This is a genomic window from Pseudomonas sp. LBUM1672 (genome assembly GCF_059695655.1).
The window spans coordinates 1785081-1806282 of the sequence record NZ_CP166781.1 but is presented as its reverse complement, the minus strand read 5'-3'; the positions used below and the strand labels follow the sequence as shown (position 1 = coordinate 1806282).

Genomic DNA, 21202 nt, shown 5'->3' with positions numbered 1-21202 from the left:
TCCGCTATCGCGAGCAGGCTCGCTCCCACATTTGGACAGTGTCCGCCTTCAGCCTTTCAGCGCCTTGTAGAGTTTGCTGACGACCATCACACCAGCCAACACAACGGCCCCCGCCACAATCCCCGCCACCGCATTCAGCAACGTCGGCACGATAAACCCGGCACCGCCCGCCCCTGCACTGACGCTCTCAATCCAGTGATGAACCACCGGCACGCCATGGGTCAGAATCCCGCCGCCCACCAGGAACATTGCCGCCGTGCCGATCACGGACAGGCTTTTCATCATGTACGGCGCTGCACGCAGAATCCCGCCGCCGATGCTTTTGGCCATCTGCCCAGGCTTTTGGGTCAGCCACAGGCCCAGGTCATCAAGCTTGACGATGCCCGCCACCAGGCCATAGACGCCGATGGTCATGACGATGGCGATGCCCGACAGCACGATGACCTGCTGGGTCAACGACGCATCCGCCACGGTGCCGAGGGTGATGGCGATGATTTCTGCCGACAGAATGAAGTCAGTGCGGATGGCGCCCTTGATCTTGTCTTTCTCGAACGCCACCAGATCAACAGCCGGATCGGCCACCGCTTCGACCAACTCCGCATGCTCGGCCTGGTCTTCAGCCTTGCTGTGCAGGAATTTGTGGGCGAGCTTCTCGAAACCTTCGAAGCACAGGTACGCGCCGCCGATCATCAACAACGGCGTGACCAGCCACGGAATGAATGCGCTGATGGCCAGGGCTGACGGCACCAGGATCAGTTTGTTGAGAAACGAGCCCTTGGCCACCGCCCATACGACCGGGATTTCCCGCTCGGCACGTACGCCGGAAACCTGTTGGGCATTTAGCGCCAGATCATCGCCGAGTACGCCAGCGGTCTTCTTGGCGGCCATTTTGGTCATCAACGCCACATCGTCGAGAACGGCGGCGATGTCGTCGATCAGCAACAGCAAACTGCTTCCTGCCATGAATCAGGTGTCCTTCTGGAATGAATGCTGCGCAGCATAGCGCGACCGAGCGCCACACGGGGCATTCTTGAGCGCTGCGCGAGGCCGGTGCTACCATGCGCAACCGCCAGAACAGGCAAGGAACCCCCTGGTTTATGAGCACTATCCGCGAGCGCAACAAAGAACTGATCCTGCGTGCCGCCAGTGAAGAATTTGCCGACAAGGGCTTCGCTGCGACCAAAACCAGTGATATCGCAGCCAAGGCGGGATTGCCCAAGCCCAACGTCTATTACTACTTCAAATCCAAGGAAAACCTCTACCGTGAGGTCCTGGAAAGCATCATCGAACCGATTCTGCAGGCTTCGACGCCGTTCAACGCCGACGGTGTGCCCAGCGAAGTGCTGAGCGGCTACATCCGCTCGAAAATCCGCATCTCCCGCGACCTGCCCTTCGCCTCCAAAGTGTTCGCCAGCGAAATCATGCACGGCGCCCCGCACCTGAGCGCCGACCTGGTCGAACAGCTTAACGGCCAGGCCAAGCACAACATCGACTGCATCCAGACCTGGATCGACCGCGGGCAAATCGCCCCGATCGATCCCAACCACCTGATGTTCAGCATCTGGGCCGCGACCCAGACCTACGCCGACTTTGACTGGCAGATCACTGCCATCACTGGCAAGGCCAAGCTGGATGAAGAGGACTATGAAGCGGCGGCGCAGACGATTATTCGGTTGGTGCTTAAAGGGTGTGAGCCGGATTGATACACGGTGGTGCAGCCATCGCTGGCAAGCCAGCTCCCACAAGTTTCTGTGTTGGATTCAAATGTTGAGAACGACCCAAATCCCTGTGGGAGCTGGCTTGCCAGCGATGAAGGCAACTCGGTGCCGATTCAAACCCAAACAGCATCCCACAACGGATAGTCACCAAGCTTTTCCACCAGCCCAGCCCGCAACGGGTTTGCCACGACATACCGGGCCAATTTCACCAAATCCTCTTCCCGCCTTAACGCCCGGTCGTGATAACCCTGCTGCCAAAGCGGCCCACTTTTACTACTCGAAAGATTCACCTCTCTAGTGATAAGGGATTTAGTCTGGCGCATCAGCTTTCTGAGCGAACAGTTTTCCAATTCGACCAGCCAATGGAAATGATCGGGCATGACGACCCAAGCCAGTGATTTTGCCAATCCGAGATCTTGTGCCCGACGAAATTGATGAACCACCAATCTGCCCAAAGCGAAGTCGGCAAAAACCGGCTTGCGGTCATGTGTATTGGTGGTCAGCAAATAGATTCGGTTGGGTTCGGCGTAGCGGCCCATCCGCAGGCGATGTGAAGCGGGTAAATCAGGCATTCCTTTGCCTCTCTCTCATGTATTCATGAGAAGACTAGACTTGTGAATGCCAGAGAGTGGGACAGACTTTTAGCTGGATGTGTCTGATAAATAGTCATCGCGGGCAAGCCCGCTCCCACAAGGATCAAGGGTGTTCACAAATTTTGTGTCCACCCACTAACACTGTGGGAGCGGGCTTGCCCGCGATGGCATCGGGTCAGGCGCTGAAGATCAAGCCACCACCCCAGCATCCGCCCTCAACCCCACCGCCTCGATCGCACTGATCGCACACTGCTCGTCAACATCCGACAGATCCCCGCTGATCCCCACCGCCCCCAGCACGTTCCCGTCCTGATCCCGAATCAACACACCGCCCGGTGCCGGCACGACGCTGCCCTGCCCCAGGCTGTTCAGCGCGGTGAAGAAGGCCGGGCGTTGCTGGGCGTCCAGTGCCAGCAGGCGTGAGCCTTTGCCGAGGGCGATGGCGCCCCAGGCTTTGCCGATGGCGACCTGCGGGCGCAGCAGGCTCGCGCCGTCTTCGCGTTGCAGGCTAATCACGTGCCCGCCGGCATCCAGTACCGCGATGGTCAGTGGCGCCGCGGAGATTGCACGCCCGGCGGTGATGGCCTGATTGATCAGGTTGACTGCAACTTTCAAGGTTAAAGCGCTCATGGTGCCGTCCTCATTTTGTTATAGGGAAAGCCAGTGGCCTGCGCGGTTGTGCCGCAGTCCGATGCAACAAATAGAACACAATGAGTTATTTTTTTGCATACAATAATTCTCGAAAAGCGCCACACGCGACGAAAAGCCACAGTAGACTGGGCTTCCGACGAATGAAACAGTCGCTTGAGAAAATGGATTGACCTGCGCCGTCCGCCGTGAATACACTCTGCGCAAAGCCACTTGTATACAATTACAAAACGTAAGAGGCACAAAACCATGAGCAAAATGAGAGCAATCGAAGCCGCCGTTCTGGTGATGCGCCGTGAAGGGGTTGATACCGCTTTTGGCATCCCGGGCGCCGCGATCAACCCGCTGTACTCCGCCTTGCAGAAGGTCGGTGGCATCGATCACGTCCTCGCGCGCCACGTTGAAGGCGCCTCGCACATGGCCGAGGGTTACACCCGCACCAAGGCCGGCAACATCGGCGTGTGCATCGGCACTTCCGGCCCGGCCGGCACCGACATGGTCACCGGGCTCTACAGCGCCTCGGCCGACTCGATCCCGATTCTGTGCATCACCGGGCAAGCACCCCGCGCCCGTATGCACAAGGAAGACTTCCAGGCCGTTGACATCACCACCATCGTCAAGCCAGTGACCAAGTGGGCAACCACCGTCATGGAACCGGGCCAGGTGCCGTATGCGTTCCAGAAAGCCTTCTATGAAATGCGCTCCGGCCGTCCGGGCCCGGTGCTGATCGACCTGCCGTTCGACGTGCAGATGGCTGAAATCGAATTCGACATCGATGCTTACCAACCACTGCCGCTGGCCAAGCCAACCGCCAACCGCGTGCAAATCGAGAAGGCCCTGGCCATGCTCGACCAGGCCGAGCGTCCATTGCTGGTAGCCGGTGGCGGCATCATCAATGCCGACGCCAGCGAGTTGCTGGTTGAATTCGCCGAGCTGACCGGTATTCCGGTGATCCCGACTTTGATGGGATGGGGCACCATCCCGGACGATCACCCGCTGATGGTCGGCATGGTGGGCTTGCAGACATCGCACCGTTACGGCAACGCCACCCTGCTGAAGTCCGACGTGGTATTGGGCGTCGGTAACCGTTGGGCCAACCGCCACACCGGTTCGATCGACGTTTACACCGAAGGCCGCAAATTCATTCACGTAGACATCGAGCCGACGCAAATCGGCCGCGTGTTCAACCCGGACCTGGGCATCGTTTCCGACGCCGCTGCCGCGCTGACCGTGTTCATCGAAGTCGCTCGCGAATGGCAAGCCGCCGGCAAGCTGAAAAACCGCAGCGCCTGGCTGCAAGACTGCCAGCAGCGCAAAGCCAGCCTGCAGCGCAAGACTCACTTCGACAACGTGCCGGTCAAACCGCAGCGTGTGTACGAAGAGATGAACCAGGTGTTCGGCAAAGACACCTGCTACGTCAGCACCATCGGTCTGTCGCAGATTGCCGGCGCGCAGTTCCTGCACGTCTACAAGCCGCGTCACTGGATCAACTGCGGTCAGGCCGGTCCGTTGGGCTGGACCATTCCGGCAGCACTCGGCGTGGTCAAGGCCGATCCGACCCGCAAGGTCGTGGCGCTGTCGGGCGACTATGATTTCCAGTTCATGATCGAAGAGTTGGCGGTGGGCGCGCAGTTCAAGCTGCCGTACATCCACGTCGTGGTCAACAATTCGTACCTGGGGCTGATTCGTCAGGCCCAGCGCGGTTTCGACATGGACTACTGCGTGCAACTGTCCTTCGATAACCTGAACGCTCCGGAACTCAACGGTTACGGTGTCGACCACGTCGCGGTTGCCGAAGGCCTCGGCTGCAAGGCGCTGCGAGTGTTCGAACCGGGTCAGATCCAGCCTGCCCTGCGCAAGGCCCAGGAGCTGATCGAAGAGTTCAAGGTGCCGGTGATCGTCGAGATTATCCTGGAGCGCGTGACCAACATTTCCATGGGTACCGAGATCAACGCCGTCAACGAATTCGAAGACCTGGCGCTGGTCGGCAACGACGCGCCGACCGCGATTTCGTTGCTTGATTAACAGCTGAACGCTCTCCCTGTGGGAGCGAGCCTGCTCGCGATGAGGCCGGCACATTCAACATTGATGTTGACTGTCCCACCGCTATCGCCAGCAGGCTGGCTCCCACAGGGGATCTGCACATACTTTCGGGAGACCACCATGCCGCGTTTCGCAGCCAACCTGTCCATGCTGTTCACTGAGCAGGATTTTCTTGCCCGTTTCGAAGCGGCCGCCAAGGCCGGCTTCAGTGGTGTCGAATACCTGTTCCCCTACGACTTCAGCTCCGCCGAGATCAAGGCCAAGCTCGACGCCAGTGGCCTGACCCAGGTGCTGTTCAATCTGCCGGCCGGTGACTGGGCCAAGGGCGAACGCGGTATCGCGTGCCTGCCGGACCGTGTCGAAGAGTTCCGTGCCGGTGTCGATCTGGCGATCGCTTATGCGCAAGTGCTCGGCAACACCCAGGTCAACTGCCTGGCCGGTATTCGTCCACAAGGCGTCGACGATGCCACCGTGGAAAAAACCTTCGTCGCCAACCTCAAATACGCCGCCGACAAGCTGCAAGCAGCGGGCATCAAACTGGTGATGGAAGCGATCAACACCCGCGACATCCCGGGCTTCTATCTGAACAACACGGCGCAGGCCCTGTCGATTCGCGAACAGGTCGGCAGCGCCAATCTGTTCCTGCAATACGACATCTACCACATGCAAATCATGGAGGGCGACCTGGCCCGCACCATGGCTGCGCACCTGGGCGAGATCAACCATATCCAGTTGGCCGACAACCCGGGGCGCAACGAACCGGGCACCGGTGAAATCAACTACCGCTTCCTGTTCGAACACCTTGACCGCATCGGTTATCAGGGTTGGGTTGGCTGTGAATACAAGCCGCTGACCACCACTGAAGCGGGCCTGGGGTGGTTGAAAACCCACAACGCGATCTGACACTAAAGCAGGCCTTTTGTGGCCTTGTACTTGTGGTGAGGGAGCTTGCTCCCGCTGGGTCGCGAAGCGGCCCCAAAGCCATCCACCGTGGTGTATCAGGCAGAACCGGTTCTCAGGTTTTGCGACGGCTACGCAGCCGAGCGGGAGCAAGCTCCCTCGCCACAGAAAGTGGTCGCCTCAGCTACGCGCACATTATTTGGCTACACAAAAACAAGAGGAATTTCTCATGGCTAAAATCGGATTTATCGGCACCGGCATCATGGGCCACCCAATGGCGTTGAACCTGCAGAATGCCGGTCACAGCCTGTTCCTGTCGGCGCACCACGACGCCGCACCGGCCGACCTGGTTGCCGGTGGCGCCGTCGCCCTGGCCAACCCGAAAGAAGTCGCCCAGGAAGCTGAAGTCATCATCATCATGGTGCCGGATACCCCGCAGGTCGACGACGTGCTGTTCCGCGCCGACGGCGTTGCGGCCGGCGTGGGCAAAGGCAAAATCGTCATCGACATGAGCTCGATCTCGCCGACCGCCACCAAGGCCTTTGCGGCCAAGGTCAACGAAAAAGGCGCGCAATACCTCGACGCCCCAGTGTCTGGCGGTGAAGTCGGCGCCAAGGCTGCAAGCCTGAGCATCATGGTCGGTGGCGATGCCGATGCTTTCGAACGCGCACTGCCTTTGTTCCAGGCGATGGGCAAGAACATCACCCTGGTCGGTGGCAATGGCGACGGTCAAACCGCGAAAGTGGCGAACCAGATCATCGTCGCGCTGAACATTCAGGCCGTAGCCGAAGCGCTGTTGTTCGCCGCGAAAAACGGTGCCGATCCGGCCAAGGTGCGTGAAGCGCTGATGGGCGGTTTCGCTTCGTCGAAGATCCTCGAAGTGCACGGCGAGCGCATGATCAAAGGCACCTTCGACCCGGGCTTCCGCATCAGCCTGCACCAGAAGGATTTGAACCTGGCCCTGCAAGGCGCCAAAGAGCTGAACATCAACCTGCCGAACACCGCCAACGCCCAGCAAGTGTTCAGCACTTGCGCGGCCATCGGTGGCAGCAACTGGGACCACTCGGCGCTGATCAAGGGCCTGGAACACATGGCGAACTTCTCGATTCGCGATAAGTAACAAAGCCCTGCACAAAACCTGTGGGAGCTAGCCTGCTAGCGATGAAATCAACGCGGTGTGTCTGATAGACCTGGGCGCCTGAATCGCTAGCAGGCTAGCTCCCACAGGGATCTGAGTTGCCCTTTCGAATAACAAGAATTCCCGGGAGCCCGCCATGTCGGTCAATCCGCAACAATTCCTGCGCGAGCTGTTTGCCACAGCCATCGACGCGGCCCATCCGCAGCAAGTCCTCGAAGCCCATTTGCCCCAGGATCGCAGCGGTCGGGTGATCGTCATTGGCGCCGGCAAAGCCGCAGCCGCCATGGCCCAAGTCGTCGAGCGTTGCTGGCAGGGTGAAGTCTGCGGCCTGGTGGTCACCCGTTACGGCCACGGCGCCCCGTGCGAAAAAATCGAAGTCGTCGAAGCCGCTCACCCGGTGCCTGATGCTGCTGGTCTGGCAGTAGCCAAACGGGTATTGGAAATGGTCAGCAACCTGACCGAAGACGACCGCGTGATCTTCCTGCTCTCGGGCGGCGGTTCTGCGCTGCTGGCATTGCCGGCGGCCGGCATCACCCTGGCCGACAAGCAATCGATCAACAAAGCCCTGCTCAAATCCGGCGCCACCATCGGCGAGATGAATTGCGTGCGCAAGCACCTCTCGGCGATCAAGGGCGGCCGCCTCGGCAAGGCCTGCTGGCCCGCCACTGTTTATACCTACGCGATTTCCGATGTGCCGGGCGACCTCGCCACGGTCATCGCTTCCGGCCCCACCGTGGCCGACCCAAGCACTTCGGCTGAAGCCCTGGCGATCCTCAAACGCTACGGCATCGACGTTCCGGCCTCGGTGCGCAACTGGCTGCAGAGCCCGGAATCGGAAACCGTCAAACCCGGAGATCCGAGTCTGGCACGCAGCCATTTCCAGTTGATCGCCCGTCCTCAGCAATCCCTTGAAGCGGCCGCGGTGAAAGCCCGTCAGGCCGGTTTCAGTCCGCTGATCCTCGGCGATCTGGAAGGCGAATCCCGCGAAGTGGCCAAGGTTCACGCCGGCATCACCCGCCAGGTGGTCCTGCATGGCCAGCCATTGGCGGCGCCGTGCGTGATTTTGTCGGGCGGAGAAACCACCGTCACCGTGCGCGGCAATGGCCGTGGCGGACGCAACGCCGAATTCTTGCTCAGCCTGACCGACAGCCTCAAAGGCTTGCCCGGCGTCTACGCCCTGGCCGGTGACACCGACGGCATCGACGGCTCCGAAGACAACGCCGGCGCCATCATGACCCCGGACAGCTACGCCCGCGCCGCCGCCCTCGGCTTGAGCGCCAGCGACGAGTTGGACAACAACAATGGCTACGGCTATTTCGAGGCGCTGGACGCACTGATCGTCACCGAGCCGACCCGCACCAACGTCAACGACTTCCGCGCCATCCTGATCCTCGAGAGCCCAAAAAATGACGCCTGACAAGAAGGTTAAAATCCTTGCCACCCTCGGTCCTGCCACCGACGGGATCGACGACATCCGTGAGCTGGTGCAGGCCGGGGTCAACATCTTTCGCCTGAACTTCAGCCATGGCGATCACGCCGACCACGCTCAGCGTTATCAGTGGATTCGTGAGGTCGAGCGCCAACTGAATTACCCGTTGGGCATCCTGATGGACCTGCAAGGCCCGAAACTGCGGGTCGGCAAGTTCGCCGAGGGCAAGGTGCAACTGCACCGCGGCCAGGCCCTGCGCCTGGATCTCGATACGACGCCGGGTGATCAGCGTCGGGTCAACCTGCCGCACCCGGAAATCATCGCCGCGCTGGAACCCGGCATGGACCTGTTGCTGGACGACGGCAAGCTGCGTCTGCGCGTGGTCACCAAGTACGCCGACGCGATCGATACCACCGTGCTCAACGGCGGCGAACTCTCGGACCGCAAAGGCGTGAACGTGCCGCAAGCGGTGCTGGAATTGAGCCCGCTGACCGCCAAGGATCGTCGTGACTTGAGCTTCGGTCTGGAACTGGGTGTGGACTGGGTGGCGCTGTCGTTTGTGCAGCGTCCGGAAGACATCCGCGAAGCCCGCGAACTGATCGGCGACAAAGCGTTTTTGATGGCCAAGATCGAGAAGCCCTCGGCCGTGACCCAGCTGCGCGAGATCGCCGAGTTGAGCGACGCGATCATGGTCGCTCGCGGTGACCTGGGCGTGGAAGTGCCGGCGGAAAGCGTGCCGCAGATTCAGAAAAACATCATCAGCATTTGCCGCGGACTAGGCAAACCGGTGGTGGTGGCGACGCAGATGCTCGAATCGATGCGCTTCTCCCCGGCCCCGACCCGCGCCGAAGTCACCGATGTCGCCAACGCCGTGGCCGAAGGTGCCGATGCGGTGATGCTATCGGCCGAAACCGCGTCCGGCGAGTACCCGCTGGAAGCCGTGCAGATGATGAGCAAGATCATTCGCCAAGTGGAAAACGGTCCGGATTATCAGGCACAACTGGACGTGAGCCGGCCGAAGGCCGAGGCGACGGTTTCCGATGCGATCAGCTGCGCAATCCGGCGCATCAGCAACGTGCTGCCGGTGGCGGTGCTGGTGAATTACAGCGAGTCGGGGACGTCGAGCCTGCGTGCGGCGCGGGAACGGCCGACCGTGCCGATCCTCAACCTGACGCCGAACCTGCAGACCGCGCGCCGCTTGACCGTGGCGTGGGGCGTGCACTCGGTGGTCAATGATCGGCTGCGCCAGGTGGATGAGGTCTGCTCGACGGCGCTGGAGATTGCGCAGGCGCAGGGAATGGCGCAGCGCGGGGACACGTTGTTGATCACCGCGGGTGTGCCGTTTGGGCAGCCGGGGTCGACTAACTCACTGCGTATCGAGACGTTGATCTAGAGCGCCCATACCGGCCTCATCGCCAGCAGGCTGGCTCCCACATTGGTTTTGTGTCGATCACGGAATCAAGACTGAACTGAGATTCAGTGTGGGAGCCAGCCTGCTGGCGATGAAGGCGACTCGGTTTCACTGTCTTTTAGAACTGCCATGCCTGCCAACCACTTCAACACCCACTGCCCCGATTGGGCGACTGCCCTGCTCAACGGTTTCAGCCAGATCTTCCTCCAGCGTCATCCGCTGTGCGGTCTGCTGTGCCTGTTGGCGATTCTTCTCACCGCGCCCACCCTGCTCGGCGGTGCACTGCTGGGCGGTGTCGCCGGGTTGCTCACGGCGCAACGTCGCGGCTATGCCAAGGCCGATCGCCAGGCCGGGCTGTTCAGTTACAACGGTGTCTTGCTCGGCCTGCTGCTGAGCCTCTATTTCCCCTGGTCCGCGCTGTTGCCACCGCTGGTCATCGCTGCGGGTGGGCTGAGTGCGATGGTCACTCAACAGTGGCTCAAACGCGTCCGGGTCAGCCACTACCTGCCTGCCTACACCGCGCCCTTTGTGGGGCTGGGCTGGTTGCTGCTGTGCTTCGCCACGCCCTCGACAACTCCACACTTGATCGAAATCAATACGCTGAACATGCTCATCGCACCACTCAAAGGCCTTGGCCAGGTGATGTTCCTCGGCCATCCCCTGGCCGGCGCGATGATTGCCGTGGGTTTGCTGATCGCTGATCGCCGCGCATTCTGTTGGGCGTTATTGGCGTCTGTCGCGGGCATGGGCTGGAGCCTGCTGCATCACGACTTCTATACCGCATTGATCGGCCTCGGTGGCTATAACGCCGTACTCGCCGCCCTCGCCTTCAGCTCGCAACGCCAGAAACCTTGGCTGCCGCTGCTCGGTATTGCATCAGCGCTGTTGCTGACGCCGGTGTTTGCCGCCATCGGTCTGCCAACGCTGACCGCGCCGTTCATCCTCGCCTGCTGGCTGATCCGCACCGTTGTTCAAATGCTCGGCAAGACTCCTGTCGCCCTTACGCCTTGCACTCTGGAGGAGAATCAACCTAGGCTTCGCTGATCATTGGTTCAGGCGGTATCCATGGACAGCAGCAAAAACTGGCGTGAAGAGCTTTACGTCATGGTTTTCCAGAGCGACACCAAGGCGGGGCGGCGCTTCGACGGCATATTGCTGTTGATCATCCTCGCCAGTATCGTGATCGTGATGCTCGACAGCATCGACACGGTCCACAAGAACTACGCCGACGTGCTGGCGTACATCGAGTGGGGTTTCACCGTCATTTTCGCCATCGAATATGGCTTGCGTCTGTACTGCTCACCCAAGCCGTTACGCTATGCGTTCAGCTTTTACGGGCTGGTGGATCTGCTGGCGATCGTGCCCGGGATCCTGGCGCTGTATTACGCCGATGCGCAATACCTGCTGATTATCCGGATCATCCGGATGCTGCGGATCTTCCGCGTCCTCAAGCTCAGCCCGTACCTCAAGCAAGCCAACTATTTGATGTCGGCGCTACGCGGCAGCAAGCAGAAAATCGTGGTGTTTCTGGTCAGCGTCTGCACGCTGGTGACGGTATTCGGCACGCTGATGTATGTGATCGAAGGCCCGGAACACGGTTTCACCAGCATTCCCAAAGGCATCTACTGGGCGATCGTGACGTTGACCACGGTGGGCTTCGGCGACATCGTGCCAAAGACACCGCTGGGCCAGGTGATTTCGTCGCTGGTGATGATCACTGGTTATTCGATCATCGCCGTACCCACCGGGATTTTCACCGCCGAACTGGCCAATGCCATGCGCGGTGAACAGCTGCAACACGACTGCCCGGTATGCAAGAAAAACAGCCACGAACACGGTGCGGCATTCTGCTCGCGATGCGGCAACGCTCTGTTTAAGAAACTGGAATAAGCAAAGAGCTTTTTAATCTTTAAGGGCCTATGCGAGCCCGGCTATAGTCGCTGGCAAATTGCCTCACTTTTAAATAGAACAAGGAATGCGCAGTGAAAAAACTCTTTGGCGCCTCACTTCTGGCCGCTGGCCTGGCACTGACCAGCGTGGCTCAGGCCGCACCGACCCTGCTCAACGTTTCTTACGACGTGATGCGCGATTTCTACAAGGACTACAACACTGCGTTCCAGAAACACTGGCAAGCCGAGCACAACGAGAACATCACCCTGCAGATGTCCTTCGGCGGTTCCAGCAAACAGGCGCGTTCGGTGATCGATGGCCTGCCGGCTGACGTCATCACCATGAACATGGCCACCGACATCAATGCCCTGGCGGACAACGGTAAACTGATCCCGGACAACTGGGTCACCCGCTTGCCGAACAACAGCGCACCGTTTACCTCGGCCACCGTGTTTATCGTCCGCAAAGGCAACCCGAAAGCCCTGAAAGACTGGCCGGACCTGCTCAAGGATGGCGTGCAAGTGATCGTGCCGAACCCGAAAACCTCGGGTAACGGTCGCTACACCTACCTGTCCGCCTGGGGTTATGTGCTGAAAAACGGTGGCGACGAGAACAAGGCCAAAGACTTCGTCGGCAAACTGTTTAAGCAAGCGCCAGTGCTGGATACCGGCGGCCGTGCCGCTACTACCACGTTCATGACCAACCAGATCGGTGACGTGCTGGTGACCTTCGAAAACGAAGCGGAAATGATTGCCCGCGAGTTTGGTCGTGACCAGTTTGAAGTGATCTACCCAAGCGTCTCCGCTGAAGCCGAGCCGCCGGTGTCGGTGGTCGACAAAACCGTCGACAAGAAAGGCACCCGCGCCGCAGCCGAGGAATACCTGAAGTACCTCTGGTCGCCTGAAGGTCAGGAAATTGCCGCGGCCAACTACCTGCGTCCACGTGATCCGGCGGTGCTGGCCAAGTACACCGATCGTTTCCCGAAAGTGGATTTCCTGTCGGTGGAGAAGACCTTTGGCGACTGGCGGACTGTGCAGAAGACTCACTTCAATGATGGTGGGGTTTTTGATCAGATTTACAGCGGTCAGTAATTCCTGAGCCCAACAAAAAGGCGACCCGATAAGGTCGCCTTTTTTTGTGGTTTTTTAGCCACGCCCACTGAACAACTGTGGGAGCGGGCTTGCTCGCTCCCACAAGGATTTCGATTCGCTTTACATCGGTGGGGTGACGCCATCCTTGCCGGCAGAAATCGATTGAGCGGTGAGCGTCCCGTCAGCACTTTGGGTCACAAACGTGACGATCTTCACCCCGACCTTCAGCAAACTCCGATCCCCCGGCATCAGGTTCACAATCGGCACATCTTCCGGCACCAGGATCTTCTGCTGCCCGCCCTTGTAGTTGACTGTCAACACCCGGCCATTGCTGACCACCAGATCGCCCACGCTGCCATTGGTCATGCTGCTGCCCTTGGCCAGGTCGAACGGTCGATGCCCGTCGCCGCTGCCTGCCAGTTCCGGTGGAAAGACGTGGACTTCCAGCGCCTTCAAGGTGCCGTCGTCTTGTGGAATGGCCGCCGAACCAATGTAGCTGCCGGGTTTGATATCTTCGATATTGGCCAGGGTAACGGCGCGGACTTTGGTGTCTTGGGTCAGGTTGATCACCACGTTTTCACCGCTATTGACGTGGACTTTCAAGACATCGGGGCTGACCCCGGTGATCTCGCCGCGCACGCCAATGCGCATTCCCGGCGCGTCGGCGGCTTGAGCGAAACCTGCCGTGAACATGCCGATCAAGGTGACCACTGAAACGCCGCGAATAAGGTGACGAAACATCGCATTCATGGAAGTGCCTTCCGGTTATGAATCGTGAAGGAGAACATAAGCACGCTATCGAACAGGATGTAAGTGAATGTATCATCGGACCTCAACATTTTGACGCAAGGTTCGTCGATGGACAGCACTCACGTCCGTCACTCATTCCGCAAAGGAATGATTGCTATCACTCCAACCCCTCTTCTGCCGAATTCGATAGCTCTTTAGCCTGCGCGCATTCCCTTTTGTTCAGCGAGACACCTTATGAACCCAGCGACTCAGGTGCCCCACGGCACCGCGACAATGACCAAAGGCATGGTGCTGCTGTTCGCCTTCTGCTGTGGCGCGATTGTGGCCAACATCTACTACGCCCAGCCGATCATCGGCCTGATCGCGCCGGACATCGGCCTGACCAGCACCATGGCCAGCCTGATCGTTTCGCTGACCCAGATCGGTTACGCGCTGGGCCTGTTCTTCCTGGTGCCACTGGGGGATCTGCTGGAAAATCGCCGGCTGATGATCATCACCACTGTGGTGGCGATCGCCAGCTTGTTGGGTGCGGCGTTTACCGATCAGCCGAACGCGTTTTTGCTGATCTCGTTGCTGGTGGGTTTCAGCTCGGTGTCGGTGCAGATCCTGATTCCGCTGGCGGCGCACCTTGCGCCGGAAGAGTCACGGGGTCGGGTCGTCGGCGGGATCATGGGCGGGTTGCTGCTGGGGATTCTGCTGGCGCGGCCGGTGTCCAGCCTCGTGGCTGACCACTTCGGCTGGCGCGCGATGTTTGTGATCGCGGCCGTGTTGATGGCGGCGATCAGCGTGGTGCTGGCACTGACGATCCCCAAGCGCCAGCCTGATCACAGCGCCTCTTATGGCCAGTTGCTGGGTTCTCTATGGACGCTGTTGCGCCAGCAACCGGTGTTGCGTCAACGCGCGTTCTACCAGGGCTGCATGTTCGCCACGTTCAGCCTGTTCTGGACTGCCGTGCCGCTGGAACTGGCGCGCAATCATGGCCTGTCGCAAACCCAAATCGCGATCTTCGCCCTGGTCGGTGCCATCGGTGCGATTGCCGCGCCTATCGCCGGTCGCCTGGCCGACGCCGGCCACACCCGCATCGCCTCATTGCTGGCCCTGCTGTTCGCCAGCCTCAGCTTCCTGCCAGCGTTCATCCACCCGGTCTACAGCGTCATCGGCCTCGCGGTCACCGGCGTGGTGCTCGACTTCTGCGTGCAGATGAACATGGTCCTCGGCCAACGCGCGGTCTACGCCCTCGACGCCAAAAGCCGCAGCCGCTTGAACGCGTTGTACATGACCAGCATCTTTATCGGCGGCGCGTTCGGTTCGTCGGTGGCCAGCGCGGTGTATGAGCATGGCGGCTGGCTGTGGATCGTGATCGTGGGCAGCGCGTTTCCGCTGTTGGCGTTGTTGCGGTTTTTGAGCGTTTCGCCGAAGGCTTCGTTGGCGACGGCTTAAGGCGTCAAAAGCTTCGCGGGCAAGCCACGCGCCCACAGGAATCTGGTTTGCTCGTGATTGATGTGCGACTGATGTTCCGCACATCAAATCTTCAACACTCCCCAGCCTCTGCCTGAGAACTCCGGATTGCCTCGATGCTCGCTCACCGATGTGGGCGCCGGAACATCCCCAGTTCTTCCATTTGTTGCAGAAGTATCTGCGTCGTATGCCTCCTCGAACGTATCCCCGGCAGCCACAGCACCCGGGATATCCGGTATTTGAATACCTGTCGCAGTCCGTTCATCTCCCCACTCAATAATGATTGGATAGTGCACAGCGGTTCCTTCAGCAAAATTCACCTTAATGGAACGCCACTGCACCATAGAAGCCAGGCAGGATCTGTTCACGTTGTTTTTCAGGATGTGAATTCCTCATGCCCCAAGCATGAATCCTATAGCTTCACCTGAGCGCATTTCGCCCCTGCGGTCAGGATGGATCTCACCTGATTCGTTACCGCCAGGGCCAACCCGGATTACACTCAGCGTCCAGCGCCTGAAGCGATGCCGGATGCGATTCGCGGCTGACCCGTTCAACGGCTGCCTGCCCCGGCGGCATGTCCTTTCAAGGAGTTCGCAATGACCCGACGTACTTTTCTCATCACTGGCGCCAGCAAAGGCATTGGCCGGGCAGTGGCCGAGCATCTGGACCGCGCGGGGCATCGGGTAGTCGGGATTGCCCGAACCCCGGACCTGTCGTTCCCCGGCATTCTGTTTCCGCTGGATTTGAGCGACAGGACGCTGACCCAGGAAGTGCTGGCGGATTTGTCCAGAACGTATGAATTCGATGGGCTAGTGAATAACGTCGGCCTGGTTCGCCCGCAAGTGCTGGGCGAAATCGACCTCGATACCTTCGACGACGTAATGCGTGTCAACCTGCATTCGGCGTTGCAGGCCACTCAGGCGCTGCTGCCGAACATGCGCGCCAAGGGCTGGGGCCGGGTGGTGAATATTTCCAGTTTGACCGTGCTCGGGATCACCCAGCGCACGGCGTACGCGGCGGCCAAAGCAGCGCTGATCAGCTTCACGCGCTCCTGGGCGCTGGAACTGGCGCAAACCGGCGTGACCGTGAATGCCGTGGCGCCGGGGCCGACGGAAACGGAGCTGTTTCGCGCCAACAACCCGCCGGGTAGCGAAGGCGAGGCGCGGTATCTGGCGGGTGTGCCGATGGGTCGGTTGGGGCAGCCGCATGAGATCGCGGCGGCGATTGCGTTTTTGCTGTCCGAGCAGAGCGGGTTTATCACCGGGCAAACGTTGTTTGTCGATGGCGGTTCTTCTATCGGCAAAGCCGCGTTCTGACCAACAACACAAATCCCCTGTGGGAGCTAGCCTGCTAGCGATGGCGGACTGTCAGTCACATTAATGTTGGATGTGCCGCCATCATCGCGAGCAGGCTCGCTCCCACAGGGAGTTGGGTTGAAACCAGAATCGATTTCCTGCGCGCACAAAAAAGGCGACCCGAAGGTCGCCTTGTTCTGTGCTAGCGGTTACTCCCCGAACTGCCGCCCCAACCCACCCGGCACGCCATGGATATTGGTCTCTTCCCATGGCCCGTTCGGGCTGATCGACCGGCTCCAGCCGTTGTTCCAGCGGTAGTAGGTGCGCTGGCGGTAGAAGGTATTGGGCTGATCATCCAGCACGTAAACGCCAAGCTTGGCATCCCAATGGCTGTTGCCGCCCGGTGGTGGCGCAAAGCTCGCGGAAGTGCGTGGCAGCGGCTTGGCGGGTTTGGCCGGGGTGGTCGGTTTGCTTGGCACCGTCGAGGGCGCCGGTTTGGTGCTGGGCTGCGATGGTGGGATCGGTGGCGGGGTTGGCTGCTCAGGGGGCCGTTGGACCGCACAAGCGCTTAACCCCAAAACCAGACTGAGCAGGGTGATACGAGCGATGGCGGTCATGGCGGTGCTTCCTGTTAATTATCCCGGGCTGTTATTTGTCCGGGCTGTCGATAGTCAGTTTTTGCGCCGCAGTGGTGCTGCTGGCCAGGGGCTGGCTGCGACCGATCCATTCGCCGGCAGTCGGTTGGCCGGCGCGTGAGATGCGCGCAACCAGTTGGACTTCAGGGAAGTTAGACAGTTTCAACTGCGGCATCATTGCGTCGGCATCGCCCAGTTCGACGGTGGCCGGCAAGTCGGCCACGGTCAGACGCTTGGCGGCCAGCGGGGCCGGTGGACCCGAGGTGGCGCGGGCAAAAATGAACACGCTGTCGCCAGGCTGGACCTTGGCTTTGAGCTCAGGCGCCAGATCGACAGTGACTTTAAGTTTCGCTGCCGCTTTGGCCACTGGGGCCTGGGCGACTTTGCCGCCGCTGGCTTCGAGTTTCTCGGTGGCCCGGGTGATCCCGCCTTGCAGCGCGGCACGGGAACTGTCCTCCGGCGGCAGTTGCGCCAACAGGCGATTCCAGTAGTCGATGGCGTCCTGATACCGCTGGCTTTCAAACGCCGCGATACCCAGCAAGCCAAGGCTGGTGACTTCTTTCGGATCGGCTTTCAGCGCTTCGTCAGTCAGCGCCTGAATCTTGTCCGACCACTTTTTGCCATCGGCGAAGTACTGGGCCTGGGCCCATTGACCGAGCAGCTCCGGCTGACGACCGGCCAGGTTCACCGTGCGCTCGAAGATCTTCGCCGCATCGCCAGGACGGTCCTGAGCCATGTACGTGCGACCGAGGAAATACAAGCCTTCAGCGGAATCCGGCTGCGCCGCGACCGCGCGCTCCAGACGCTGGGTCATCTCCTCCATCGACTGCGGCGCCTGGGCGAATTCGCGAGTCAGTTCGACCTTGTCGCTGGCACCGTAATGCAGGTACAAGCCCAACCCCAGGACCGGCACCAGAATCGCCGCCAGCAAGGGCAACGGTTTGCCCAGGCGCGCCACGCGCGGTGCCTCGACGCCTTCGGTGTCGGCGAGCAACTCACGGGCCGCTTCGGCGCGACCGGTTTCCAGTTGCGCAGCGTTGAGCACGCCCTCTTCCTGTTCGGTTTGCAACTCAGCCACGCGCTCCTGATACAGCGCGACGTTCAGGGCAGTACGATCCTCTTCAAGCTGCGCACGACGGCCACGCAAAACGGGGATCAGCAGAAAACTCAGGGCAACCAGAAGTAGCAGACCTGCAGCGAGCCAGAAATCAATCATTCTTGGTTTTATCCAACAGGTGGTCGAGGCGCTCACGCTCCTCGGCAGAAAGCTCGTCCTTGGTGTCCGTGCGTTGCACGCGACGACGGCGGACGATCACGGCGATGATCACAAAACCGCCCAGCAACAGGCCGGCAGGGCCGAACCAGAGCAAGGCGGTCTTGGCGTTCAGAGCGGGTTTGTAGCGGACGAAATCACCGTAGCGATCAACCATGAAGTCGATGATCTGCTGGTTGTCCTTGCCTTCGCCCAACATGCGGAAAATCTCTTTGCGCAGGTCGGCGGCGATGGGTGCATTGGAATCGGCGATGTCCTGATTCTGGCACTTGGGGCAACGCAGCTCTTTGGTCAGCTCGCGAAAACGCTCGCGATCACCTTCTTTGGCGAACTCATAGGTGTCGATGGCCGCGTGCGCGACGCCGGCCATGCTCAAACCCAGTACAACAGCGGCTATCCAGCGTTTCATGGCTTGGCCTCGTCGACTAGCGCCTGATACCGGGCCGCCAGTTTTTCGCGCCAGACCTGCTCGTCGATCACCCCGACGAACTTGTCGCGGATGATGCCCTTGGCGTCGATGAAGAAGGTTTCCGGGGCGCCGTATACGCCGAGGTTCAGGCCCAGCGAACCGTCCGCATCACTGATGCCCAACTGGTAAGGGTTGTGGAATTCCACCAGCCACTTCTTCGCGTCGGCGTTGACGTCCTTGTAGTTGATGCCATAAATCGTCACGCCCTGCTGGGCCAGTTTGTTCAGTACCGGGTGCTCGACCTTGCAGGCGATGCACCAAGTGGCCCAGACGTTGACCAGCGCCGGTTTACCGAGAATGTCGGCCTTGGTCAGGGTCTTGTCGCCTTCCACGGTCGGCAGGGAAAACGCCGGGAACGGCTTGCCGATCATCGCCGAAGGCAACTCGGCCGGGTCCAGGTACAACCCGCGATACAGGAAAACAGCCACCACCAGAAAAATCGCCAGTGGCAACAGCATTAACCAACGTCTCATGCAGTGGCTCCTGTCATGCCCAGTGCTTCACGCACACGGCTTTTCACCTTGACCCGATAACGGCGATCCAGCGCCGCCAGCAACCCGCCGAAACCTGTGAGCAGCCCGCCGAACCAGATCCAACGCACGAACGGTTTGACGTGCACGCGCACAGCCCAGGCGCCATCGCCCAGCGGTTCGCCGAGTGCGACGTAAATGTCACGGGTGAAACCGGCGTCGATCCCGGCTTCGGTCATCACCGAGTTCTGCACGGTGTACAGGCGTTTTTCCGGGTGCAATACGCTGACTTCCTTGCCATCGCGGATCACTCGCACGGTGCCCTTGTCGGAGGTGAAGTTCGGGCCTTCGTAGTGCTTGGCGCCTTCGAACACGAAGTGATAACCGGCCAGGTCCATGGACTCGCCCGGCGCCAGGCGCAAATCGCGCTCGGCGCTGTTCTGGCTCGACAGCACCACACCGAGGGCACACACGGCGATGCCCAAGTGCGCGATCTGCATGCCCCAGTAGCTGCGGGTCAAGGTCGGCAGGCCTTTGATCAGGCCTTTGTGGCGGGTCTTGTCGAGGATGTCGCGCACACCGGCCAGCAACACCCACGCGGCGAGCATGAACGTGGCGATCACCGCCCAGTTGAAATCGCCGTAAGCGACACCGGCCACCACGGCCAACGCAGCACTGCCAAGCAACACCGGCGTGAGCATGCTCATCAGCCATTTGACCGGGGTGTCTTTCCAGCGCACCAGCATGCCGACCGCCATCACCATCATCAGCAACGCCATCAACGGAATAAACAGCGCATTGAAGTACGGCGGGCCGACCGACAGCTTGGCACCAGTCATCGCATCAAGAATCAGCGGGTACAACGTGCCCAGCAGAATCATCGACGCCGCCACCACCAGCACCAGGTTGTTGCCCAGCAGCAGGGTTTCCCGGGACCAGAGGTTGAAGCCGACGTGGCTCTTCACCACCGGCGCGCGCAGGGCGAACAGCGTCAGCGAACCGCCGACCACGAACAGCAGGAAAATCAGAATGAACACGCCTCGCTCAGGATCGGACGCAAACGCGTGAACCGAAGTCAGTACACCGGAACGCACGAGGAACGTGCCGAGCAAGCTCAACGAGAACGCGGCGATGGCCAGCAACACGGTCCAGCTCTTGAACACGCCACGTTTTTCCGTGACCGCCAACGAGTGAATGAGCGCCGTACCGACCAGCCAAGGCATGAACGAGGCGTTTTCCACCGGGTCCCAGAACCACCAGCCGCCCCAGCCGAGTTCGTAGTAGGCCCACCACGAACCGAGGGTGATGCCGATACCGAGGAAGGCCCAGGCAACGATGGTCCATGGACGCGACCAGCGCGCCCACGCCGCATCAAGACGACCGCCCATCAGCGCCGCAATGGCGAAGGCGAAGGCCACCGAGAAACCGACGTAACCCATGTACAGCATCGGCGGGTGAACGATCAGACCAATGTCTTGCAGGAGCGGATTGAGGTCCGCGCCATCGCTGGGCACTTGCGGCAGGATGCGCTTGAACGGGTTCGAAGTAAGAATCAGGAACAGCAGGAAACCGGTACTGATCATTCCCATCACGGCCAGCACGCGGGCCAGCATCACTTGCGGCAACTGCCGGGAGAACACCGACACTGCAAAGGTCCAGCCGCCGAGGATCAAGGCCCACAGCAGCAGCGAACCTTCGTGAGCGCCCCACACCGCGCTGAACTTGTAGTACCACGGCAAGGCGCTGTTGGAGTTGCTGGCCACATAGGCGACGGAGAAGTCGTCGGCCATGAACGCGTAGGTCAGGCAACCGAAGGCGAACACCAGGAAAGTGAACTGACCCCAGGCGGCCGGCTGCGCGAGACTCATCCACAAGCGGTCACCGCGCCAGGCGCCGAGCAACGGCACGATGGCCTGGACCAGCGCGAAACACAGCGCCAGGATCATGGCCAGGTGGCCGAGTTCAGGAATAAACAGTCCGGATGTCATCGA

At 60.4% G+C, this 21202-nt stretch carries 20 protein-coding genes and 1 pseudogene; 11 read left to right on the top strand and 10 right to left on the bottom strand.

Translation table 11 applies throughout. The annotated features are described in order from the left end of the window. Positions 1 to 48: 48 nt before the first annotated feature. Positions 49 to 963, bottom strand: a complete 915-nt coding sequence (locus tag ACA053_RS08130) for a DUF808 domain-containing protein (protein WP_109628626.1) — start codon at positions 961 to 963, stop codon at positions 49 to 51. Between the two features lie 134 nt (positions 964 to 1097). On the opposite strand from ACA053_RS08130, the gene ACA053_RS08125 reads away from it, so the two are divergent. Beyond that, positions 1098 to 1703, top strand: a complete 606-nt coding sequence (locus ACA053_RS08125; protein ID WP_077748647.1) for a TetR/AcrR family transcriptional regulator — start codon at positions 1098 to 1100, stop codon at positions 1701 to 1703. 128 nt (positions 1704 to 1831) lie between these two features. Here ACA053_RS08125 and ACA053_RS08120 read toward each other — a convergent pair whose 3' ends face one another. Further along, positions 1832 to 2290 (bottom strand): REP-associated tyrosine transposase, encoded by a 459-nt coding sequence (locus tag ACA053_RS08120; RefSeq protein ID WP_497394943.1) that lies wholly within the window; start codon positions 2288 to 2290, stop codon positions 1832 to 1834. A gap of 210 nt (positions 2291 to 2500) precedes the next feature. Further along, the gene (locus ACA053_RS08115; protein WP_497394941.1) at positions 2501 to 2941 is read right to left on the bottom strand and encodes a GlcG/HbpS family heme-binding protein; all 441 of its coding nucleotides are present in this window, start codon (positions 2939 to 2941) and stop codon (positions 2501 to 2503) included. 267 nt (positions 2942 to 3208) lie between these two features. Here ACA053_RS08115 and gcl point away from each other — a divergent pair, with 267 nt between their 5' ends. The 8 genes from gcl to ACA053_RS08075 all read left to right on the top strand — a co-directional run bounded on the left by gcl (position 3209) and on the right by ACA053_RS08075 (position 12861). Next, positions 3209 to 4984, top strand: coding sequence for a glyoxylate carboligase (gene gcl / locus ACA053_RS08110; RefSeq protein WP_109628623.1), 1776 nt, complete (start codon positions 3209 to 3211; stop codon positions 4982 to 4984). Between the two features lie 138 nt (positions 4985 to 5122). Beyond that, positions 5123 to 5905 (top strand): hydroxypyruvate isomerase, encoded by a 783-nt coding sequence (hyi, locus tag ACA053_RS08105; RefSeq protein WP_109628622.1) that lies wholly within the window; start codon positions 5123 to 5125, stop codon positions 5903 to 5905. 226 nt (positions 5906 to 6131) lie between these two features. Further along, complete coding sequence (locus ACA053_RS08100; protein ID WP_497394939.1) at positions 6132 to 7022, top strand: 2-hydroxy-3-oxopropionate reductase; 891 nt, start codon at positions 6132 to 6134, stop codon at positions 7020 to 7022. A gap of 154 nt (positions 7023 to 7176) precedes the next feature. Next, positions 7177 to 8457 carry a glycerate kinase type-2 family protein gene (locus ACA053_RS08095; RefSeq protein ID WP_497394937.1) on the top strand — a complete coding sequence of 427 codons (1281 nt, stop codon included), beginning with the start codon at positions 7177 to 7179 and terminating at the stop codon, positions 8455 to 8457. Then, positions 8447 to 9862: a pyruvate kinase gene (gene pyk, locus ACA053_RS08090; protein WP_497394935.1), complete on the top strand. Its 1416-nt coding sequence runs from the start codon at positions 8447 to 8449 to the stop codon at positions 9860 to 9862. Before ACA053_RS08095 ends, pyk begins: the two co-directional genes overlap by 11 nt. A 147-nt stretch (positions 9863 to 10009) precedes the next feature. Continuing rightward, the gene (locus ACA053_RS08085; RefSeq protein ID WP_497316491.1) at positions 10010 to 10924 is read left to right on the top strand and encodes an urea transporter; all 915 of its coding nucleotides are present in this window, start codon (positions 10010 to 10012) and stop codon (positions 10922 to 10924) included. Positions 10925 to 10945: 21 nt separating this feature from the next. Next, the gene (locus ACA053_RS08080) at positions 10946 to 11770 is read left to right on the top strand and encodes an ion transporter (RefSeq protein ID WP_109628617.1); all 825 of its coding nucleotides are present in this window, start codon (positions 10946 to 10948) and stop codon (positions 11768 to 11770) included. Positions 11771 to 11862: 92 nt separating this feature from the next. Continuing rightward, the gene (locus ACA053_RS08075; RefSeq protein WP_497316489.1) at positions 11863 to 12861 is read left to right on the top strand and encodes a sulfate ABC transporter substrate-binding protein; all 999 of its coding nucleotides are present in this window, start codon (positions 11863 to 11865) and stop codon (positions 12859 to 12861) included. Between the two features lie 120 nt (positions 12862 to 12981). On the opposite strand, the gene ACA053_RS08070 is transcribed toward ACA053_RS08075, so the two are convergent. Beyond that, positions 12982 to 13611, bottom strand: coding sequence for a hypothetical protein (locus ACA053_RS08070; RefSeq protein ID WP_497394933.1), 630 nt, complete (start codon positions 13609 to 13611; stop codon positions 12982 to 12984). A gap of 234 nt (positions 13612 to 13845) precedes the next feature. Here ACA053_RS08070 and ACA053_RS08065 point away from each other — a divergent pair, with 234 nt between their 5' ends. Beyond that, a complete protein-coding gene (locus tag ACA053_RS08065; protein ID WP_497394931.1) occupies positions 13846 to 15051 on the top strand; it encodes an MFS transporter in 1206 nt (401 codons plus the stop codon). Positions 15052 to 15137: 86 nt separating this feature from the next. Here the strand turns inward: ACA053_RS08065 and ACA053_RS08060 are convergent. Next, positions 15138 to 15365: pseudogene (locus ACA053_RS08060) on the bottom strand (type II toxin-antitoxin system HicB family antitoxin); the annotation flags it as partial. A gap of 300 nt (positions 15366 to 15665) precedes the next feature. On the opposite strand from ACA053_RS08060, the gene ACA053_RS08055 reads away from it, so the two are divergent. Continuing rightward, positions 15666 to 16385, top strand: a complete 720-nt coding sequence (locus ACA053_RS08055) for an SDR family oxidoreductase (RefSeq protein ID WP_497316485.1) — start codon at positions 15666 to 15668, stop codon at positions 16383 to 16385. A gap of 188 nt (positions 16386 to 16573) precedes the next feature. Here ACA053_RS08055 and ACA053_RS08050 read toward each other — a convergent pair whose 3' ends face one another. The 5 genes from ACA053_RS08050 to ACA053_RS08030 are packed head-to-tail and all read right to left on the bottom strand — an operon-like array spanning position 16574 to position 21199. Further along, positions 16574 to 16981: a hypothetical protein gene (locus tag ACA053_RS08050; RefSeq protein ID WP_497394929.1), complete on the bottom strand. Its 408-nt coding sequence runs from the start codon at positions 16979 to 16981 to the stop codon at positions 16574 to 16576. Between the two features lie 31 nt (positions 16982 to 17012). Then, positions 17013 to 18215, bottom strand: a complete 1203-nt coding sequence (gene ccmI, locus ACA053_RS08045) for a c-type cytochrome biogenesis protein CcmI (protein WP_077748640.1) — start codon at positions 18213 to 18215, stop codon at positions 17013 to 17015. Next, positions 18208 to 18681: a cytochrome c-type biogenesis protein gene (locus ACA053_RS08040; protein WP_109628611.1), complete on the bottom strand. Its 474-nt coding sequence runs from the start codon at positions 18679 to 18681 to the stop codon at positions 18208 to 18210. The genes ccmI and ACA053_RS08040 overlap by 8 nt, the downstream gene beginning before the upstream one ends. Next, the gene (locus ACA053_RS08035) at positions 18678 to 19214 is read right to left on the bottom strand and encodes a DsbE family thiol:disulfide interchange protein (RefSeq protein ID WP_083375996.1); all 537 of its coding nucleotides are present in this window, start codon (positions 19212 to 19214) and stop codon (positions 18678 to 18680) included. The genes ACA053_RS08040 and ACA053_RS08035 overlap by 4 nt, the downstream gene beginning before the upstream one ends. After that, positions 19211 to 21199 (bottom strand): heme lyase CcmF/NrfE family subunit, encoded by a 1989-nt coding sequence (locus tag ACA053_RS08030; protein WP_497316479.1) that lies wholly within the window; start codon positions 21197 to 21199, stop codon positions 19211 to 19213. The genes ACA053_RS08035 and ACA053_RS08030 overlap by 4 nt, the downstream gene beginning before the upstream one ends. Positions 21200 to 21202: the final 3 nt, after the last annotated feature.

What these genes read in the sequence shown, in the direction of transcription:
- ACA053_RS08130 (WP_109628626.1), bottom strand. Translation starts at nt 963, where the DNA reads ATGGCAGGAAGCAGTTTGCTGTTGCTGATCGACGACATCGCCGCCGTT.
- ACA053_RS08125 (WP_077748647.1), top strand. Translation starts at nt 1,098, where the DNA reads ATGAGCACTATCCGCGAGCGCAACAAAGAACTGATCCTGCGTGCCGCC.
- ACA053_RS08120 (WP_497394943.1), bottom strand. Translation starts at nt 2,290, where the DNA reads ATGCCTGATTTACCCGCTTCACATCGCCTGCGGATGGGCCGCTACGCC.
- ACA053_RS08115 (WP_497394941.1), bottom strand. Translation starts at nt 2,941, where the DNA reads ATGAGCGCTTTAACCTTGAAAGTTGCAGTCAACCTGATCAATCAGGCC.
- gcl (WP_109628623.1), top strand. Translation starts at nt 3,209, where the DNA reads ATGAGCAAAATGAGAGCAATCGAAGCCGCCGTTCTGGTGATGCGCCGT.
- hyi (WP_109628622.1), top strand. Translation starts at nt 5,123, where the DNA reads ATGCCGCGTTTCGCAGCCAACCTGTCCATGCTGTTCACTGAGCAGGAT.
- ACA053_RS08100 (WP_497394939.1), top strand. Translation starts at nt 6,132, where the DNA reads ATGGCTAAAATCGGATTTATCGGCACCGGCATCATGGGCCACCCAATG.
- ACA053_RS08095 (WP_497394937.1), top strand. Translation starts at nt 7,177, where the DNA reads ATGTCGGTCAATCCGCAACAATTCCTGCGCGAGCTGTTTGCCACAGCC.
- pyk (WP_497394935.1), top strand. Translation starts at nt 8,447, where the DNA reads ATGACGCCTGACAAGAAGGTTAAAATCCTTGCCACCCTCGGTCCTGCC.
- ACA053_RS08085 (WP_497316491.1), top strand. Translation starts at nt 10,010, where the DNA reads ATGCCTGCCAACCACTTCAACACCCACTGCCCCGATTGGGCGACTGCC.
- ACA053_RS08080 (WP_109628617.1), top strand. Translation starts at nt 10,946, where the DNA reads ATGGACAGCAGCAAAAACTGGCGTGAAGAGCTTTACGTCATGGTTTTC.
- ACA053_RS08070 (WP_497394933.1), bottom strand. Translation starts at nt 13,611, where the DNA reads ATGAATGCGATGTTTCGTCACCTTATTCGCGGCGTTTCAGTGGTCACC.
- ACA053_RS08065 (WP_497394931.1), top strand. Translation starts at nt 13,846, where the DNA reads ATGAACCCAGCGACTCAGGTGCCCCACGGCACCGCGACAATGACCAAA.
- ACA053_RS08055 (WP_497316485.1), top strand. Translation starts at nt 15,666, where the DNA reads ATGACCCGACGTACTTTTCTCATCACTGGCGCCAGCAAAGGCATTGGC.
- ACA053_RS08050 (WP_497394929.1), bottom strand. Translation starts at nt 16,981, where the DNA reads ATGACCGCCATCGCTCGTATCACCCTGCTCAGTCTGGTTTTGGGGTTA.
- ccmI (WP_077748640.1), bottom strand. Translation starts at nt 18,215, where the DNA reads ATGATTGATTTCTGGCTCGCTGCAGGTCTGCTACTTCTGGTTGCCCTG.
- ACA053_RS08040 (WP_109628611.1), bottom strand. Translation starts at nt 18,681, where the DNA reads ATGAAACGCTGGATAGCCGCTGTTGTACTGGGTTTGAGCATGGCCGGC.
- ACA053_RS08035 (WP_083375996.1), bottom strand. Translation starts at nt 19,214, where the DNA reads ATGAGACGTTGGTTAATGCTGTTGCCACTGGCGATTTTTCTGGTGGTG.
- ACA053_RS08030 (WP_497316479.1), bottom strand. Translation starts at nt 21,199, where the DNA reads ATGACATCCGGACTGTTTATTCCTGAACTCGGCCACCTGGCCATGATC.